Consider the following 17,233-nt stretch of genomic DNA (forward strand, 5'->3'; position numbering starts at 1 on the left):
CGAATATGAAGCCTTTTTTTCTTAGAGATACAAAAAATTTTGGAGATTATTCTAATCATTGGCTATGGCCAAAGTTGATCGGTGATCTTCTTGATGAAGAAGATAACATTCGTCTTGTAGGAATAGGTTCTCTTTTAAAGTCTGATCTTAATTATGTTGCAGGTAAAAAAATTATATTTGGCCCCGGAAGTGGGTATGGTAGTTTTCCGCATCTTGATTCTATAAAAGACTGGATATTTTATTTTGTTAGAGGGCCATTGACTGCGGAAAAATTTGGTCTTCCTCCTGAGAAATCGATTGTTGATGGGGCATGGTTAGTATCGCTATTGCCCGATTTTGCAAAGGAATATAAAAAGAAAGGTGTCTGTTTTATACCGCATTGGAAAACTGCTGAGAGAGGAGATTGGGAGCAAGTATGTCAGGCCGCAGGAATGATGTATATAGATCCTATGGATGATTTTGAAAAGATAGTAAATGCTATAGCAAGTTCAGAGTTGGTTATCACCGAGTCATTGCATGGAGCTATTTTTGCTGATTTGTTTAGGACTCCGTGGATTCCTGTAAAAATATCTCAGAGTTTTCTAAACTTTAAATGGATTGATTGGTGTCAATCAATAGATGTTCCTTTTAAGATAATTCAAATTCCTTGCTCGAACTTTATTGATTGTTTGTCTAGTAATATTAATCCATTTGGTGTTAATTTTAAGGTGAATATTAATGATTCAGTTAATATTGAGCCAATAAAAGAAAGTGTTGTGAAGGTAATACCTCCATTGTATTATAAGTATCTTATGATTTTAAAAAAAATGCTAAGGATTCAACGGGAAAAAATGTTTCGTAAAATGAAAATATGGAATCAAGGTGTTTTGATAAAGTGCTGGAACGAAAAATATACTACAAAATTGGCAAATTTGTTAAAGAATGTATCATTGTTGGAGCCCACTCTTAGTAATGATAAAGTGAAAGCTGAAAAGATAGAAAGATTGGAAAATATATTATATAAGTTAAGAAAAGATTATCAAAATGGTTTTAATGTTTGATAAACATTAAGATGTTGAAAATTTTTAATGAAGCTGGTTTTCTGTAAAAAGAAAATATCTGCTTCCTCTTTATGCAGACATGATTTGGGATAATTACGAGGTCTACTGCAATGTCTGTAGATTTTATGTTCAAATAGGAATTGCTGGCATTTTCATGGCCATTATCTTTATTTGATTAGTAAAATATGAGGCGAATGGCTTGGATTGTCTCGTTTGCAATGTATTTGATCCTCTTTGATTATGCTCCAGTTTTTTTCAATTTGGGCAGTAGTGTAACCTGCTTTTATCATAGATTTATCTAGCTTGCCAAAACGGCTTTGTTTTGTGTATGGAGGAGTAGCTGTTTTGATACATTCTCCAGGCTTGTCCGGATCTGGTCCCCACGTAATTTTATAATATTTGCACCCACTTTTTTTGTAAGGCTCACAGGTAGCTGTATCTTCACGTGAATCAGGTGTTACACATGGGTCGTCAGCGGTTCTTATTCCTTCGTTTTGTATTCTGTCTAAATATATAAGTAAATCATCATAATTGACAGCTTCGCATACTGTGGGGATCAAATACATTAGCGCGGCTAAAGATCGTTGTGGACCTAGGCTTGTATTCATATAACCCACACCGGGCCTGTTTGATGGGCCATCAATATAACCATATGGATCGCGCCCTGTTCTTTTTCCTGTGCTAATGTCGCAAACTCCAGTGGCACCATCGTAGCATTGGGATTTAAATAAACTTCCCCAGTAAGCATCTTCTTCTAAATTTCCAAATATAACATCACCCCATATCGGAAAATTTTTTCCTGGTTGTACTTGTGTTAATTCATGTGGTCCAACTGAAGCCAAGCCGCGACCATTTTTACCTGCGGTACTTATAATATTTGAAAAATTTTTATCTCGTAATAATGCTGCAAAAAATACTGCTGGTGGAAAGCGACCAGCGCTTTGTGTTGCGCCTACGCCAAACCATCTAGTCGTTCCATTTGCTGGGTTGTAAACTGTTGCGAAAATATCCTGTCCGTAAGTCAATATTGCTGATAATGCTTTAATTTTCTCGTGATATGTATTTTCAGTAGAGAGCAGTCTTGTTACATCAGAAAACCAAGCGACAGCTGTTCCGGCACCGTAATCGTCAATTAAAATATGTGAACGAAACGCACGGCCACCTTCAGACCATCCAGACTCATTAGTTGAGTTGAATATTCCGAAAATTTCAGTGCTGTGCGACCATCGTTGACGAATTAATTCAATTTCATCTTTAGAAAGTCCTGTAAAATAATTCTTTGATGGAAGTTGAGTCAAATTGAAATCTGACAATTTAAAAAAATATTTTTTTGTCCCAGTAATATTTGGTCGAATACGATCTGTTCCATTGTTTTCAGGTGCTGAAGGTAAAACAGTTAGAACATTGTAGGAATCGACACATGAACCTAATATGGCCTTCGTGCCACATGCTCCTTCCATATTTTCGTTTCGTTGTATTGATGCAACAAGCGATGTCGTATTTGAATAATCAATAGGTAACTTTGTTATTATATTTTCTGATTCAACATAATTGCCATATTTGTTCGCTGTTCCTAGTAGTCCTGTTCTTTCAGGTATTGGATCAGCATCTAAAGATAAATATCCTGAACCTTTTACTTCAGTAATGGTTACAGTTGTTTGCCCCTTCGCTGGTGCAACCCAATAATCACCATTGGCAAATTGGCCGCAGCGGGCTTCACCTCCCCCAGAATGAAACGACCAATTATAGATATTGTCTATCGCCATCCCGCCATTCGGAATTCCGGCGGTGACAGTCACGGAGATTGATCGACCAGTACACGGATAGTTTGCGTCTGTGGAACCGCAATCGCATTGAGCAATGCTATTTTTGCAAGTGAATACAATTAATATTATTATTAAAAAATAATTAATTTTTTTTGGCATTTAATCCACCCTTGTCAATGTTCATTATTGTATTTATATGGGTGATGATATTTTCTGATTTATCAACTACAGTAAATCAGAGTAAAATAAAGTTGTTGAAAAAATAAATTTGCCTTTTTCATCAAGGTGTAGATGTGACTTTTACTGCATCAGCTATCAAATAGCCATTACCTGCATCGGAAAGCGTAACCTGCAGTTTTCCTTGATTCAAAGCGTATTTTCCCAGTGAAATGAAGATGCTTCCATTGATCTGCTGATTGACTGCTTTATTGGCAATGACCTTGCCATTGTTAGTTACACTAAAAGGAGCGTTAGATGCTCGGTTGCCGCTCGCGGTGTAATAACAAAATATTTCATAATTGCCATTGGTTGGAATATTAATCGTCCATGTGGCCATCGAAGATCCATTACCCGAGGGGGCAGTTTTATAGCCTTTATTGTAGTATCCCTTAGTACTTTTTGAGTCGGACCAGGAACCGACAGTGGAAAAATTCGCTGTGTCCGCGTCATCGACAATAATCTCGAACACTTCAGTGTATAACTTGATACTGGACTGCGCAATAGCCACACCTCCTTTATCATCGATGACCGTCAGGGTTACCGGTGCCGAAGTTGCGCTGAATTGGTGCGCGGCTGTGGCTCCTTCTCCGGTTGTTCCGTCGCCAAAATCCCATTTGTAGGTGCTGATGCTGCCATCCGAATCCGAGGAGCCGCTGGCGTCGAAGGTGACGGCATTGCCGTTAACCGTGTAGCTGAACTCCGCCACCGGCGGTTTGTTGGTTGCCTGGGCGTCAGTGATGGTCACTTCCTTGAGATTGCCGGAAAATGCGGCGGCAACGACCGGGACCGATACGACTGCAAAAAAGAAACCGATCAGGGCAGTGGTATGGAGTGCCTGGGCGGTGGATTTGGTTTTGGTGTTCATCGAGGGTCTCCTGGAAGTTTCGAGAGGTATTGGCTGTTGTTTGTTTTCATTTCGGTGCATTATTGCGGTTGTCTGGCCTACGGGAAGAGTTCGGCGCTCATATCGTGCCGGTTGTTTTTCGTGAACACGACAAGAAGATGAGGTCGAGATTTCTCCCTTGGTCGAAATGACATGCTGGAGCAAGAAGGCATGCTGCAGTCGCGTTGATACGCTACGCTATCGGCGTAATTGCCGGTCGTTTGCATGCCGGCCGTCCTGACATTCAGGGAATCCGTCCGCAGCATATACTCCGGATGAAGGAATCGCGAGACGGCATTCATGGCGTGTAGGTAATGCTGTTTGAGGGTGAACTGTTGCCGCCTGCCGTTTCCATGGTTTGGACGGTGAAGGCCATTGGGCCGCCAGATACCGTTATCTCACAGCTCAACTGCCGTGCCGAGGGATTGCCGGTGGTGCAGATGGTCTCGCCGTTGGCTAGGATCTGGAAGCCACTGATGGTGGCTTCCAGGGTGGCGTCGAATTCCCAACTGAAGGTTGCCAGAGCCTTTTCCGGCGGCTGATCGAGCGCAATGTAGCCGACAGTTTCCGCGGGGTGCGTTACTTCGCTGTCTTTCGACTGCTCCTCCTCAACCTTCACCTGGAATCCCGTTGCGGTCTGATTCTGCATGCGCAGGGCCGAGGTGTCGGTATTGTTGGTGGTTTGCATATCCGCCAGCAGCAAGGGCGGCTGGCTGAACGCACCTTGATGTTGTCCGCTGTACCAGGCGTCCGTCACCGCGTTGGCTGTCTTTGCCACTTCATACTGCAATGTACCGATTGTCCCTTTGCCGGGCTCCCAGGCGATGTAGTTGACGGTTTCGTTGAGGTGCGTGTTGGTGTTTTTCTCCTGCTCCCGGAAGTAATAGGAGAAGCCGGACGACCCGACATTCTTGATGCGGCCGCCGATGGTATCCGCTTCATTCACCGAGGCAACGGTGGTGAACACCACCGGATTTCCGGGGAAGGCGCCGCCGAAGGATACGGTTTTGAAACTGGTGGTTCCCGCGAAACTGCCAGCTTCGACGGTCGCGCCATTGGGCAGGGTGTAGTGACCTTTTTCCATGACAAGGTAGCTGATGCTCTCCTGCGGATGGGTTCCATCCAGGTAGTTCCACTCGGTCAGCTTGATGTCGAAGCCGGTTTTATTGACGTTGCGGAGCCGGATGACGCACGGTTCGCCGTTTTTAAAACTGGGCGGGCCGGCGATGACAATCGGGTTGGTGAAGGAGGTGGTCAGGGGTACGCGCACCCATTCGCTGCTGACCCCGACCTCGCCAGTTTCGATTCTCACCTCGGCCGCCGGCTGTTCGGTATTTGTGGAGATGGCGATACTGGCGCTGCCGCTTGCTCCTTGGTTGTCCGTGACGTTCAGTGTGGCGGTGAAGGTGGCCGCCGTGGTGTAGGTGTGGGTGACCGATTTGCCGGTGGCCGTGCTGCCATCGCCGAAATTCCATACATAGCTGCTGATGCTGCCGTCGCTGTCGCTCGAGCCGCCGCCGTCGAAGGTAACGGTGAGGGGGGCGGAACCGGCGAGGGGTGTGGCGCCGATGGCCGCCTGGGGAGGCTTGTTGGCCGTCGCGGACCCGGTGACGATGACAGGGGTGCCGATCTGGCTGCTTTGTCCCTTGCTGTCAATGACGGTCAGGGTGGCGGTATAGGTACCGGCCGAGGTGTAGGCGTGGGATGCGGTGGCACCTGTTGCCGAAGATCCGTCGCCAAAACTCCAGTTGTAGGAGGTGATGGTGGCGTTGGTGGCGGTTGAGCCCGATCCGTCCAGGCTGACGGTGAGCGGTGCCGGTCCCGTGGCGGTGGAAGACGAGATCACGGCGGTCGGGGGCGTGGACGCTGTCGTGGCATCGGAACTGGATGCCACGATGGCGACAGTCGCCGTATTTGTGGTGCCGGAATCGTCGACAACGGTCAGTTGGGCTGTATACGTGCCCGCTGTTGCGTAGGTGTGGCTGGCTGTCGAGCCTGTTGCTGTCGAGCCGTCGCCGAAATCCCATCGGTAGCCGGTAACGCCGCCGGTTGAAGCTGCTCCGTTGAAGGTAACCGGAAGCGGCGCCGGGCCGCTGGCGGTATTGGCTGCGATCACGGCCCTCAGTTCTCCTTCGTCGGTTCCGGTGGTACCACTGCCCGTGTAGGTGAGGGCATTGGAAAGGCTGGTCTCGGTGCCGTCGGCGTTGACAGCGGTCAGGGTGTAGGTGACCGGTGTGGCTGTGAGGTCGGCGGTACAGGTCAACTGCCGCGCGGCCGGATCGGAGGTCTGGCAGATCAAGACGGCGTTCTGGTACACGCGGAAGCCTGCAATATCCGTCGCCTGGTCGTACTCCCAGGTGAAACCGAGTTGTTTGGTATTAAACAACTCCGGATAGGCGGTGGGATCAAAAACGAGCAGATTGGATGGGTTTGTTTCGCTGCCGTTAGTGGTCACCTCGGTCATGCTGAAGGTCATGACCTGGTGGAGGAGGTCGGCCCTGCAGGCGATCGAAGTGGCAGATGGGGTGGTTGTCTCGCACAGCAGGGTATTGTTCAAGTAGAGCCGGTAGCCGCTGATGGCGGTGGCATCGGTGGCGGGAGTCCAGTTGAAGGTGAACAGCTTGCTGCCCGTTGTTCCCGTGTTTTCCGGAACTGCTCCGGGGGCAGCGGCGTCACTGGAGGCGGTGAAAGGAAAAGGTGTCGAATGCGGGCTTTCCGTACCATCGCTGAAAGTGGCGGTCAGGGTGAAATTGGCAGTGCCCTGAGGGAGCGACACCTGGCAGTCCATGGCGGTTGCAGTAGGATCCTGGACCTGACAAACATAAGGAACAACCCCTTCCTGATACAGTCTAAACCCGGTAACGGCCGGTTCGCTGGGCGGCGTGTATCCCCACTCGACATGGATCGATTGGGTGGTTGCCGCCACGGTCAGGCCGGGCAGGCAGCAGCAGAGAAGAAAGAGAAGACCGATAGTCCGGATATGCATCGTTGTCACCGCGTGAAAGAGGGCGGAAGCTGTGGCGTCTTTACGAAGAGAATTGCACGATGCGTGCCATGCATTGCTGTTGGCCATTGGCAATAATTTCAATGTGATGTGACGCTGACCGATTACCGGCCGCTCCTTCTGTTACTCTTTGGTAAGAAGCAGGGCGGCATACCGGGCCTATTGGACCCGCGATATCGCCCACTTGGTCCATTCGTATTGCGCGGTCGAGAGATCGCTTCTCTTGTTTTCCACGAAATCGGCCAATGCAGCCGGGGAATCAAAGGTGATGGAGTAGTATCCACCGGCGTGGGCGCCGCGACCCAGGAAGGTGGCTTTACCGCTCTGATCGAGCCCGACCATCAGGTCATGATTCTTGTAGATGGTGGTGGTGCCTGTATGGGTTATGGTGCCGTATTTGGTCTGTATATAAAATCGATACGTGAAGCCGGCGACGGCAATGATGAGGACCAAGGCCACCGCCGAGGTGATTTTGGCGTAGCGGCTGTGGCTTTGCGGATTGAAGATATCGCTGAGCGAGATGGGGACATATCGCTTGGTCGCCTGTTGAATATCGGTTTGCCGCGCCAGGCAGGGCTGGACCGCCTTGCCGGTGAAATTTTCGATATCGGTGATGGCCTCGACATCCGAAGGATCGGCCATGGCCACCCTGAGAATCCTGTCGCCTTCAAGGCTGAGGGGAAAAACGTCGTATTTGGTGCAGAGATAGCGAGGGAGCAATCCTTTTGCCGACGAATCGTATTCCTGGGCAATGCTGATAATCGGCGAGTTGAACTGGGCGGAGAGCGTTTCGAGTAACTGATCGCTGGTGATGACCCCCATTTTCACCAGAATCCTGCCCAGCCTGCGGTTCCCGCCGACTTGCATTTTCAGGGCGCGGTTGCAGTCCTCTGCGGTGATGAGACCGGCATCGATCAGGAGTTCACCTAAACGTTTTTTTTCAGACATAGTCGTGCTCCGGGAAAAACTGTGGATGGACAACCGCTTGCGCCTATACTCGCGCGATGCTCCGGTAGCGGTTCAGGGGCGCCCTGGTATGGATGGCGGGAAGCCCTTCTCCTCTTTTCCGGAATACGGCGGGAGCCGCGCTGGCAGCGAGTGGACAAGAAGCTTTATGAGAATCGTATTCGTTGATGGCACTGTACCTTATTCTTTGGGAATTGCGAAGAAAAGATGAAGAAAAAATAATAAAAGACGGATGGGGAAAAAGTTGGGAAAGTGCGACGGGGTGGGAACGGATCGAGCAGTGGGAGATGGGGCGGGCGTCTTCTTTTCCCGACGGAACAAGGTCACCTGACTCAAAAAGAGGACATGACTCGAAAAAAACCGCTGGAGCCGCACCCGCGCGCCGATGCCTCCGATGGCGGGTGCGGCTGTGCGGTTATTCGCCAACCGTGATTTCCGGTTTGATTTTTTCGATGATTTTGTCGCCAATCCCCTTTACCTTGGCGAGATCGTCGACGGTTTTGAAGTCGCCGTTCGCGGTTCTGTATGCGACAATGGCCTCCGCCTTCGTTTTGCCGATTCCGTTGAGTGTCGTCAGTTCCTCCATGGTGGCGGTGTTGATGTTGACCTTGGCAAACGCAGCGGTTGCAAAGAAGAGAATGAGCATCAGGGTCAGGTACAACTTTTTCATCGGTCCTCCTTGGGCTGAATTGAAAATGAAATAAAACAGATGCTTCAATGATAGGGAAAAATTTCGGTGGAAGTCAAATTGAAAAATGTCGTAACTTTTTAATGTAGTGTGGTAATTTCGTGAAAACCGTTGTGCGGCAACGCTTTTGGCGGCATGGGCATCGAACGGATTTTCAAAAAAACTGTTGGGGAACGGGCCGCACATCCATGGCGGCGGTTCTCCCCGTTCGACATGGTGCACCGCAGACATGCACAGGTGTTTGCAACAGAAAAGGCTGCCGTGCTTGACCGTGGAGGCGTGAAGACGGCCCCCATGGAACGGACACTGGCGCAATTGAGACGGGGAGGCGTCTGGCATCGCCTGATCCTGGGAGCGACGCTGCTGTCGGGCTCGCCGTTTTTTTTCTGGGGCGGGCCGGGATACTACTCTTCCCGCTCGTTTCAGGCGGCCTGGGATCTCGGGCATCTCCTGTATTTTCTGCTGTTCACCCTCTGGGTGCACGATCTGCGCAGAAAGGGGCGAAACCCCGGTTCTCCGTTTTCCTCCTTCCTTGTCCTGTTCGCCCTGGTCCTCGTCCTTGGCTCGGCCGTGGAACTCTTGCAGTTGTTTGTCATCGGCCGGACCCCGGATATTGACGATGTTTTGCGCAATCAGCTTGGCTGCCTGACGGCATTTGCCTTTTGCATCCGGCCGCAGATATTCCGGATACGCTGGCAGCAGCGCATCCTGCAGGCCGGGGTGTCCGTTCTGCTCGCTTGCTCGGCCTGGCCGCTGTCCCGGGCACTGTTCGATGAAGGCATGGCGCTCCGCCAGTTCCCGGTCCTGTCCGACTTTGAGACGCCGTTTGAACGCTATCGCTGGAACTATGCCGGGCAATTGCGGGTGGAGAACGGACATGTCCGGCATGGCCGCCAGGCGGCACGGGTCCAGTTGTCCACGGAAAAATATTCGGGGATCGCTCTGTTTCATTTTCCCGGCGACTGGCGCGGATACCGGGCGTTGCGTTTCAGTGTCTACAATCCCGATGCGGCCCCGCTCGTGCTCAACAGCCGCGTCCACGACAATTATCACCGGAAACACGGCATGGAGTACCACGACCGCTTCAATCAGGTCTTTACCTTGGCGCAGGGATGGAACGACCTGGTTATTCCCCTGGACAAGGTCAGGAACGCGCCTAGGGACCGGGCGATGGACATGGAGCATATCGAGGGCTTCGGTCTGTTCGTCGTCCGGCAGCCCCGGCCGCTGGTGCTGTATCTCGATTATGTCTATCTCGACAGGTGACGCCCGTGAACCGACTGTATCATCCCCGATCGTTTCTTTCGCTTCTGCTCACCGGCTTTATTTTTGTCGCCCTGCCCCTGATCGTGGCCCTGGGCAGTTCGATCCAGATTCTCGACGGGCTGGTGCAGCAAAGCGCGGTGGCCGTGTTCCGTTCAGCGGGCAGAATCGACAGTTGCAGGAAGGTGGCTGAGCAACTCCATCGCCAGGAGCGATCGGCGCGGCTCTTTTTGGTGCTGGGCGAGACCGAACATCTCGACGACGTCAATGCCCGGCACCGGGACATAGAAGAGATGCTGCGCCAGTTTTCCGTCCTGAATCACGAAAACGAACTGATGCCGCTGATTGCGCAGCTGGAGGAGAAGGAAGGGCTCCTGGTCGCGGCATTGACGGATTTGTCGGGCGATCCGGACGAAAGGAAGAACAGGCAGGAAATGGCGCTCGCCGGCTACAGCGAGATCGGCTCGATCGTGGGACAACTGGAACGGTTGAGCAACAGCCTGATGATCCAGGAGGTCGATATCCTCAAGGAACAGGTGCAAAGCAACAAGAACACCCTGGTCTGGCAGATCTCGGGCTTGATCGGATTCAGCGTCCTGCTGGTGGTGTTGTTCATGTCCCTGATCAACAAGCCGGTCAGTCAGTTGGACCGGGGCATCGAACGCCTGGGCGAGGGCGATTTCGCCACCCCGATCGTGGTTTCCGGTCCCCGCGACCTGGAGGCGATCGGGGCGAAGCTCGATTGGCTGCGCAAGCGGCTGAATACCCTGGACCGGGAAAAGGTGCGGATGCTGGCCCACATTTCCCATGAATTGAAGACGCCGCTGTCGTCGATCAAGGAGGGAACCGGATTGCTCAAGGATGGCCTGGTCGGGCCGCTGAGCGACAAGCAGATCGAGGTGGTGGGCATCCTCGACACCAATTGCAGCAAATTGCAGAAACTCATCCAGAACATCCTTGATTTCAACATGGCCCAGGCCAAGGAAATGCCGCTCGATTTTCAGGAGATCCGGGTCGATGCGCTGGTGGCCGAGGTGGCGGCCGACCACCGCAACGCCATGCTGGCCAGAAACATCCATTTGCAGACGGAATTGCTGCCCGTGCGGGTGAGCGGCAACCCGAAGCAACTGAAGACGGTCCTCGACAATCTCCTTGCCAATGCCGTCAAATTCACCCCGGACGATGGCGGGATCGGCATTGTCATGAAGAAAAAGGCGCAGATGCTCCGCCTGATCATCGAGGACAACGGACCCGGTATCAGCGAGGAGGACCGCGCCCAAATCTTCCTGCCCTTTTTCAAGGGGGAGCAAAAGAACCGGTCCGTGATCAAGGGTTCTGGTCTGGGACTTGCAATAAGCAAGGAGTACATTCAAAATTGCGGCGGTACGCTTCGTCTGCTCCCCAGCGAACAAGGGGCGCGTTTTGAAGTCGCCATGCCGTATGTTCGGGAAGAAACGGAATGAGCAGAGCGTATTTGGCGATCATCCTGGTGGCGAGTTTGTCGTTGAGCGGTTGTGCCGCCCTTTTCGGCAAAGGATCCGAACAGGCGCAAGAGGCAACCGTTCCCCGGACAACGGAAACGGACGTCATTCTGGCCTGCGTCGCCGAGAATAAAAAATTTTCCCGCACGACATTCAACGAGGCCTACAAGACCGCCCTCGCCAATGCGACCAGACCCGAAAACGCCGAGTTGCCGTCCTTGGTCTGCCTGAGCCTGCACCAGCGGGCCTCCTATAAACAATTCAAAACAGGCATGGAAATGCTTGCCAGCCACATCAAGGCCCACCCGGAGAGTGCTCCCAGTCTCCAGGGGCTTCTGCTGCTGCAGCAGCGGCTCAATAAGGAAAAGATCGTCAAATGGGCGCAAGGGGCCAAGAGCATGGATGAAAAAGAAGGGCTGGAGGCTGACAACAAGGAGTTGCTGGAACGCAACGAGACTCTGGAAAGGAACGCCGCGCAGGATCAGGCCCGGATCAAGGAATTGCAGCAACAGATCGAACAGTTGAAGAATATCGAGAACATCATAAAAAACAGGGAGCGGTGACATGGGGCGTCAATACAAGATCCTGTTGGTTGACGACGAGGCCGATCTGCTTCGTCTGTGGAAATTGCGCCTTGAAAGCAAGAACTATCAGGTCGCGGTCGCTTCCAGCGGCGAGGAGGCCCTGGCCACCTTCGCCGCTTTCAAGCCCGATGTCGTGCTCACCGATCTGCGGATGCCGGGCATTGACGGCATGGCCCTGTTCGAGGCGATCCGCTCGCTCAACAAGTCGGTGCCGGTCATCATCATTACCGCCCATGGTTCCATCCCCGAAGCGGTTGAGGCCACCAGGCAGGGCGTCTTTTCGTTCCTGACCAAGCCGATCGAGGGGGCGAGCCTGCTTCAGGAAATCGCCAAGGCCATCGAGGCGACCTGCGGGGGAACCGGCGATGCTCCGGAAAACCGCGAGGAATGGCGGCAGGACATCATCAGCCAGAGCGCGATCATGGAAGAGTTGCTCTCCCGCGCCAAGCTGGTCGCGGAAACCGATTCCACCGTACTCATCCGGGGGGAGAGCGGCACCGGCAAGGAACTGCTCGCCATCGCCATCCACAAGGCCAGTCAACACCGCAAGGGACCCTTTATCCCGGTGAATTGCACGGCGATTCCGGAATCCCTGCTGGAGTCCGAGCTGTTCGGGCATGTCAAGGGATCGTTCACCGGCGCGGTCAAGAGCTATGCCGGCCTGTTTCAATCCGCGGATAACGGCACGCTGTTTCTCGATGAAATCGGTGACATGCCCCTGCACATCCAGGTCAAGCTGTTGCGGGTGCTCCAGGACCGGCAGATCCGGCCGGTGGGCAGTCCCCGGCCGGTTCCGGTCAATGTGCGCATCATTTCGGCAACCCATAAAAACCTGGAGGAGGCCATCCGCGAAAACACCTTCCGCGAGGACCTCTTTTACCGGTTGAACGTGGTCAGCCTCGAGCTGCCGCCCCTGTACAAACGCAAGGAGGATATCCCCCTGCTGGCCGAACACTTCGTCGGCATCCTTACCAAAAAGAAGGATGGCCAGGAGAAGCGGTTCACACCCGAGGCCATGAAGATCCTGGTCGAGGCCGAATGGCCGGGCAACATCAGGCAGCTCTACAATGTGGTTGAAAATGCCGTGGCCCTGGCGACTTCGTCGCTGATCACCGAGGATCTGCTCTTCGATGCCATCAAGCAGCATCAGAAAAAGATCCTGCCCCTGTCCGAGGCGCGGCGACAGTTCGAGCAGCAGTATCTCATCCAGTTGCTGCAAACCACCCAGGGCAACGTCTCGCAGGCCGCCCGGCTGGCCCAGCGCAACCGGACCGACTTTTACAAGTTGTTGAATCGACATCATATTGTTCCGTCTCTGTACAAGGACTGAGTATTGATTTGCGCTGTCGCAAAAAAGAGACGTAAATGCAGGCGCTGCCTGGGAAGGTGCTGGGAATCGGCAGAAAGGCGAGTCGCTTAAAGGAGACGGTGGGGAGAGGGTAGCTGGCAGGCGGGGCAGAAGTAGGTGGCCCTGCCTGCCAGCGTTGTTTTGACAATGGACCGGCCGCAGTGCAGACAGGGTTGGTCTTCGCGGCCATACACCTGGAAATGCAGTTGGAAGTAGCCGGGATGACCGGTGGCGCCGAGAAAATCGGCGATGGTGGAGCCGCCGGCCGCAATCGCCTGATGCAGGATCCGCCTGGATTCGGCTGCAACCCGCTGCCAATCGTCGACCACCAACCGGCCCGCCGGGATTGACGGATGGATGCGGCTGGCGAACAGGATTTCGTTGGCGTAGATGTTGCCGATGCCGGCAATGAGCCGGCCGTTCATGAGCAACGACTTGATGGGTGTCGACCTCCGGTCCGCGAGCCGGAGCAAATGCTCGGCGGTGAACCCTGAGCCCAAGGGCTCGATTCCTTCCCCGGCTGAAAAGGCGCGTTCGGCCTCCTCAGCCGCTGCCGCCGGCCACACCATCACGCTGCCGAATCTGCGGCTGTCGTTCAGGCGCACGTCCTTGTCGTTGTCCAGGGTCAGGATGAGATGATCGTGGCGATGGCGCGGCGTATCCCCGTCGAGCAAGCTCAGTTTGCCGGTCATGCCCAGATGAACGACCAGGATCGCTCCCCCGGCCATCCGCACCAGCAGGTACTTGGCCCGGCGGTCGAGGGTTGCGATTCGTTGATCGAGGACGTGTTCACGCAGCAGGCGGCGCGGCATCGGAGTCCGCAACCGGTGGCCGCTCCAGGCGATACGGACCACCGTCCGGCCGGGCAGGTGGTCGAGCAACCCCCGGCGGGTGACCTCCACTTCCGGCAATTCAGGCATGCGCGCCTCCCGTGGTGCAGGCCACCAGATGATCGCCTATCTCTGTTATCCGTACCGTGGCGGTCATGACGGCCGGTTGCGACACTTGGCACAGGGCTGTCCAGAGCGATGCCTCCCGGTCGCGCTCCACCCGCGTCAATCGGATCATCCCGAAAAACGAGGGATAATCGGCCAGCAGGCACTTCTTCACCGCTTCCTTGACCGTCCAGATCAGGCCGAGCCGGGTGAGGGGCGCGAGCCGGGAATCGATCAGGTCCAGCTCCTCCACACGCGCAAACCGTTCCGCCACGGTGGCGAGTTGTGGCGTCAGGTGCTGGATGTCGATACCGCAACTCCCGACCTGGCAGGCCAGGGCCGCCGCATATCCCCGACTGTGGGAAATGGAGACCGAAGCGGCCGGCCGACCCGATGGTGCGCTTTCGAGGGACGGGCGACCGTGACTATCGGGCAGAATGGAATACTGCTGAAACGAAAGCAGGGAAGTCGCGGGGGCAAGGAGCCGGTGCAGGCAGTGTTTGGCCGCCAGGCGGCCACCCAGCCATTCCAGCCGCCGTTTGGGAGAACGGAACTGATGGAAGAGGTCGTTTTCCGCCGGTGAGAGCAGAGGGGCAAGCTCGCCGGGTCGTTCGATCAGGGGGGACAAGAGGCTCAAATCCAGCAATGCCAAACGGCAGTGAGCCGGTGAGAGCGTGCGCAGCCGCTCGGCCACGCCGTCCGGATGGCTCACGAGGAGGTCGTGGGTTTTCAGGGTCGTTTCCGGACAAATGCTTGTCATGACCCATGAATCCGGTATAATCGACCCGGTGCCGCCGGCACCTTTTTCCAAATGCCGCCGGTGCTTCCCGCGGCCCCGCCCGCCAGGGGCAAGGGCCACCGGCACAATCGCAGTTCCTTGTTCATGATTCCGGACCCAAGCCTATGCCGACGTTGCATGATGTGACCTTTTTCGACCTGGTGGTCGCCTCCATTTTTCTGCTGTTCGTGGTCCGGGGTGTCTGGATCGGGTTTGTGCGGCAACTGGCCGCCTTTTTCGCCCTGGTGGGCAGTTACGGCATCGCCGGCCGGTACGCGGACAGGATTCTGCCCTGGACCGAGCGGTTCGTCGACAATCCCAAGGTAACCTTCTTTGTCAGCTTTGCCATACTTTTTGTGGTCTCGGCCCTTGTCTTCACCCTGATGGGCAAGATCCTGCACCGTTTCCTCCAGATCACCCTGCTCGGCTGGCTGGACCGGCTGGCCGGGCTGGCGCTCGGCGGCGCCAAGGCCGCCTTGGTCGCGTCCCTGCTCTACATGCTGCTGGCCTCCACGTTGTCGACCACCAACGATATGCTGCGCAAATCCTCTTCCTCGCCGTATCTCAAACAGGGGGCGGAATGGCTGCGTTCGTTCGTCAACGATCCCCGGCTGCGCGACTATCTGATGCAAAAGGATCCGGCCATCCTCAACGAACTGCTGCCGGAAAAACCGGCGGACAAGCGGGGCGAGCAGAAGAAACCGGCGCAGACCTGACGGTCCTTTCGCCGCCGCGTTTATACTTCACGCGCAGCACGGCCGACACGCCGGTGCATCTGATCCAGACGTGAAGCGAATCCTTCAATTCTTCAAACAGACAAACCGTCGAGGTGCGTTCATGGCGATTCAACCGATCATTCTGGCGGGCGGGACCGGCTCCCGGCTGTGGCCCCTTTCCCGGGAACTCTATCCCAAACAGGTGATCAGCCTGACCGGCGAGCTGTCGTTGCTGCAGACCACGGCGCAACGGGTCGCCGCGCTGGAGGATGCCCTGCCGCCTCTTCTCGTGGTGGGCGAGGAACATCGCTTTTTGGCCAAAAGCCAGATGGAAGCGCTCGATCTGTTTGCCGGTTACCGCATTCTGCTCGAACCGTGCGGAAAAAACACCGCACCCGCCATCTGCGGGGCAGCGGCCTATGTGGACCAACTGGGCCGGGGTGACGATGTCCTTTTGGTGCTGCCCGCCGATCATCTGATCGTCAAGACCGGGGAGTTCGCCCGTGTGGTCCGCGAGGCGGCCGCACTGGCCCGGCAGGGGCGGATCGTCACCTTCGGCGTCGTGCCCGACCGGCCGGAAACTGGGTACGGCTATATTGCCAAGGGGGAGGGAACCGCGGTGGCCAGTTTCGTGGAAAAACCCGATCAGGCCACGGCGGAACGGTATTTCGCCAGCGGGAATTATCTCTGGAACAGTGGCATGTTCGCCTTCACCGCCGCGACCCTTCTCGCGGAAATGCAGGCCCATGCCCCTGCCATAGCCGCTTCCATGACCGAGGCGGCGACAACGGGACGGGAAGACGGCGTGTTCTTCCGGTTCGACGGCGTGGCCATGGCCGCCTGTCCGTCGGATTCGATCGATTACGGCCTGATGGAAAAAACGGCAAAGGCGGCGGTGGTTCCGGCCGACATCGGCTGGAGCGACATCGGCTCGTGGCGGGCCATCTGGGAGGTCAGCGACAAGGACGAACAGGGCAATGCGGTGCGGGGCGATGTCCTGCTGGAGGATGTCCGCAATTCCCTGATCCGTTCCGGCCATACCCTGGTCGCGGCCATTGGCCTGCGCGACACCATGGTGGTGGAAACCGCCGATGCCGTCCTGGTGGCGCCCATGGACCGTTCGCAGGATGTCAAGAAGATCGTCGACAAGCTCAAGCAGGACAAGCGGGGCGAGTATCATGTCCATCGCACCGTGTTCCGGCCCTGGGGGAGCTACACCACCCTGGAATTGCACGAGCGGTTCCAGATCAAGCGGATCACGGTCAATCCCGGCGCGCGTCTGTCCCTGCAGATGCACCACCATCGCCATGAGCACTGGGTGGTGGTCACGGGAACGGCCAAGGTGCAGAAAGGCGAGCAGACCATTCTGCTCAAGGAAGACGAGGCCGTCTACATTCCCAGTTGCACCAGGCATCGTCTGGAAAACCCCGGAGTGATCCCCCTGGAACTGATCGAGGTGCAGATTGGCAGTTACCTCGGCGAGGACGACATCGTCCGCTTCGACGACGAGTACGGAAGAGTCCTGGAATAGACCGCCCGGAAAGGAATCGATCCGCGGTGAC

14 protein-coding genes are annotated in these 17,233 nt (G+C 54.8%); 7 read left to right on the plus strand and 7 right to left on the minus strand.

What is annotated here, in order from left to right:
* Positions 1 to 5 precede the first annotated feature (5 nt).
* The gene (locus Q362_RS22625) at positions 6 to 1,040 is read left to right on the plus strand and encodes a polysaccharide pyruvyl transferase family protein (protein ID WP_084312145.1); all 1,035 of its coding nucleotides are present in this window, start codon (positions 6 to 8) and stop codon (positions 1,038 to 1,040) included.
* Positions 1,041 to 1,207: 167 nt separating this feature from the next.
* Here the strand turns inward: Q362_RS22625 and Q362_RS23350 are convergent, their stop codons facing one another.
* From Q362_RS23350 to Q362_RS24680, 5 genes are all read right to left on the minus strand, one after another.
* Positions 1,208 to 2,965: a hypothetical protein gene (locus Q362_RS23350; protein ID WP_157469796.1), complete on the minus strand. Its 1,758-nt coding sequence runs from the start codon at positions 2,963 to 2,965 to the stop codon at positions 1,208 to 1,210.
* Between the two features lie 121 nt (positions 2,966 to 3,086).
* Complete coding sequence (locus tag Q362_RS0101410; RefSeq protein ID WP_028317215.1) at positions 3,087 to 3,890, minus strand: golvesin C-terminal-like domain-containing protein; 804 nt, start codon at positions 3,888 to 3,890, stop codon at positions 3,087 to 3,089.
* Positions 3,891 to 4,206: 316 nt separating this feature from the next.
* Positions 4,207 to 6,894: a PKD domain-containing protein gene (locus Q362_RS0101415; RefSeq protein WP_169737342.1), complete on the minus strand. Its 2,688-nt coding sequence runs from the start codon at positions 6,892 to 6,894 to the stop codon at positions 4,207 to 4,209.
* Between the two features lie 177 nt (positions 6,895 to 7,071).
* Positions 7,072 to 7,860, minus strand: coding sequence for a cyclic di-GMP-binding domain-containing protein, MshE-related (locus tag Q362_RS0101420; protein ID WP_028317217.1), 789 nt, complete (start codon positions 7,858 to 7,860; stop codon positions 7,072 to 7,074).
* Between the two features lie 433 nt (positions 7,861 to 8,293).
* The gene (locus tag Q362_RS24680; RefSeq protein ID WP_281172858.1) at positions 8,294 to 8,797 is read right to left on the minus strand and encodes a ComEA family DNA-binding protein; all 504 of its coding nucleotides are present in this window, start codon (positions 8,795 to 8,797) and stop codon (positions 8,294 to 8,296) included.
* Between the two features lie 63 nt (positions 8,798 to 8,860).
* On the opposite strand from Q362_RS24680, the gene Q362_RS0101430 reads away from it, so the two are divergent.
* From Q362_RS0101430 to Q362_RS0101445, 4 genes are read left to right on the plus strand one after another with little or no spacing between them, the layout of a single operon-like run.
* Complete coding sequence (locus Q362_RS0101430; protein WP_169737343.1) at positions 8,861 to 9,832, plus strand: VanZ family protein; 972 nt, start codon at positions 8,861 to 8,863, stop codon at positions 9,830 to 9,832.
* 5 nt (positions 9,833 to 9,837) lie between these two features.
* On the plus strand, positions 9,838 to 11,292 hold the full coding sequence (locus Q362_RS0101435; RefSeq protein WP_028317220.1) for a HAMP domain-containing sensor histidine kinase: 1,455 nt from the start codon (positions 9,838 to 9,840) through the stop codon (positions 11,290 to 11,292).
* Positions 11,289 to 11,873: a hypothetical protein gene (locus Q362_RS0101440; RefSeq protein ID WP_028317221.1), complete on the plus strand. Its 585-nt coding sequence runs from the start codon at positions 11,289 to 11,291 to the stop codon at positions 11,871 to 11,873. Before Q362_RS0101435 ends, Q362_RS0101440 begins: the two co-directional genes overlap by 4 nt.
* Position 11,874: 1 nt before the next feature.
* The gene (locus Q362_RS0101445) at positions 11,875 to 13,224 is read left to right on the plus strand and encodes a sigma 54-interacting transcriptional regulator (protein WP_028317222.1); all 1,350 of its coding nucleotides are present in this window, start codon (positions 11,875 to 11,877) and stop codon (positions 13,222 to 13,224) included.
* Between the two features lie 86 nt (positions 13,225 to 13,310).
* Here the strand turns inward: Q362_RS0101445 and mutM are convergent, their stop codons facing one another.
* Positions 13,311 to 14,162 carry a bifunctional DNA-formamidopyrimidine glycosylase/DNA-(apurinic or apyrimidinic site) lyase gene (gene mutM / locus Q362_RS0101450; RefSeq protein ID WP_028317223.1) on the minus strand — a complete coding sequence of 284 codons (852 nt, stop codon included), beginning with the start codon at positions 14,160 to 14,162 and terminating at the stop codon, positions 13,311 to 13,313.
* The gene (locus Q362_RS0101455) at positions 14,155 to 14,937 is read right to left on the minus strand and encodes a 4'-phosphopantetheinyl transferase family protein (RefSeq protein WP_157469801.1); all 783 of its coding nucleotides are present in this window, start codon (positions 14,935 to 14,937) and stop codon (positions 14,155 to 14,157) included. Before Q362_RS0101455 ends, mutM begins: the two co-directional genes overlap by 8 nt.
* 143 nt (positions 14,938 to 15,080) lie before the next feature.
* On the opposite strand from Q362_RS0101455, the gene Q362_RS0101460 reads away from it, so the two are divergent.
* The gene (locus Q362_RS0101460; protein WP_028317225.1) at positions 15,081 to 15,671 is read left to right on the plus strand and encodes a CvpA family protein; all 591 of its coding nucleotides are present in this window, start codon (positions 15,081 to 15,083) and stop codon (positions 15,669 to 15,671) included.
* Positions 15,672 to 15,792: 121 nt separating this feature from the next.
* Entirely contained in the window at positions 15,793 to 17,202 is a 1,410-nt protein-coding gene (locus tag Q362_RS0101465) for a mannose-1-phosphate guanylyltransferase/mannose-6-phosphate isomerase (RefSeq protein ID WP_035215236.1), read from the plus strand.
* Positions 17,203 to 17,233 lie beyond the last annotated feature (31 nt).

Source organism: Desulfobulbus elongatus DSM 2908, assembly GCF_000621145.1.
GTDB classification, from domain to species: domain Bacteria; phylum Desulfobacterota; class Desulfobulbia; order Desulfobulbales; family Desulfobulbaceae; genus Desulfobulbus; species Desulfobulbus elongatus.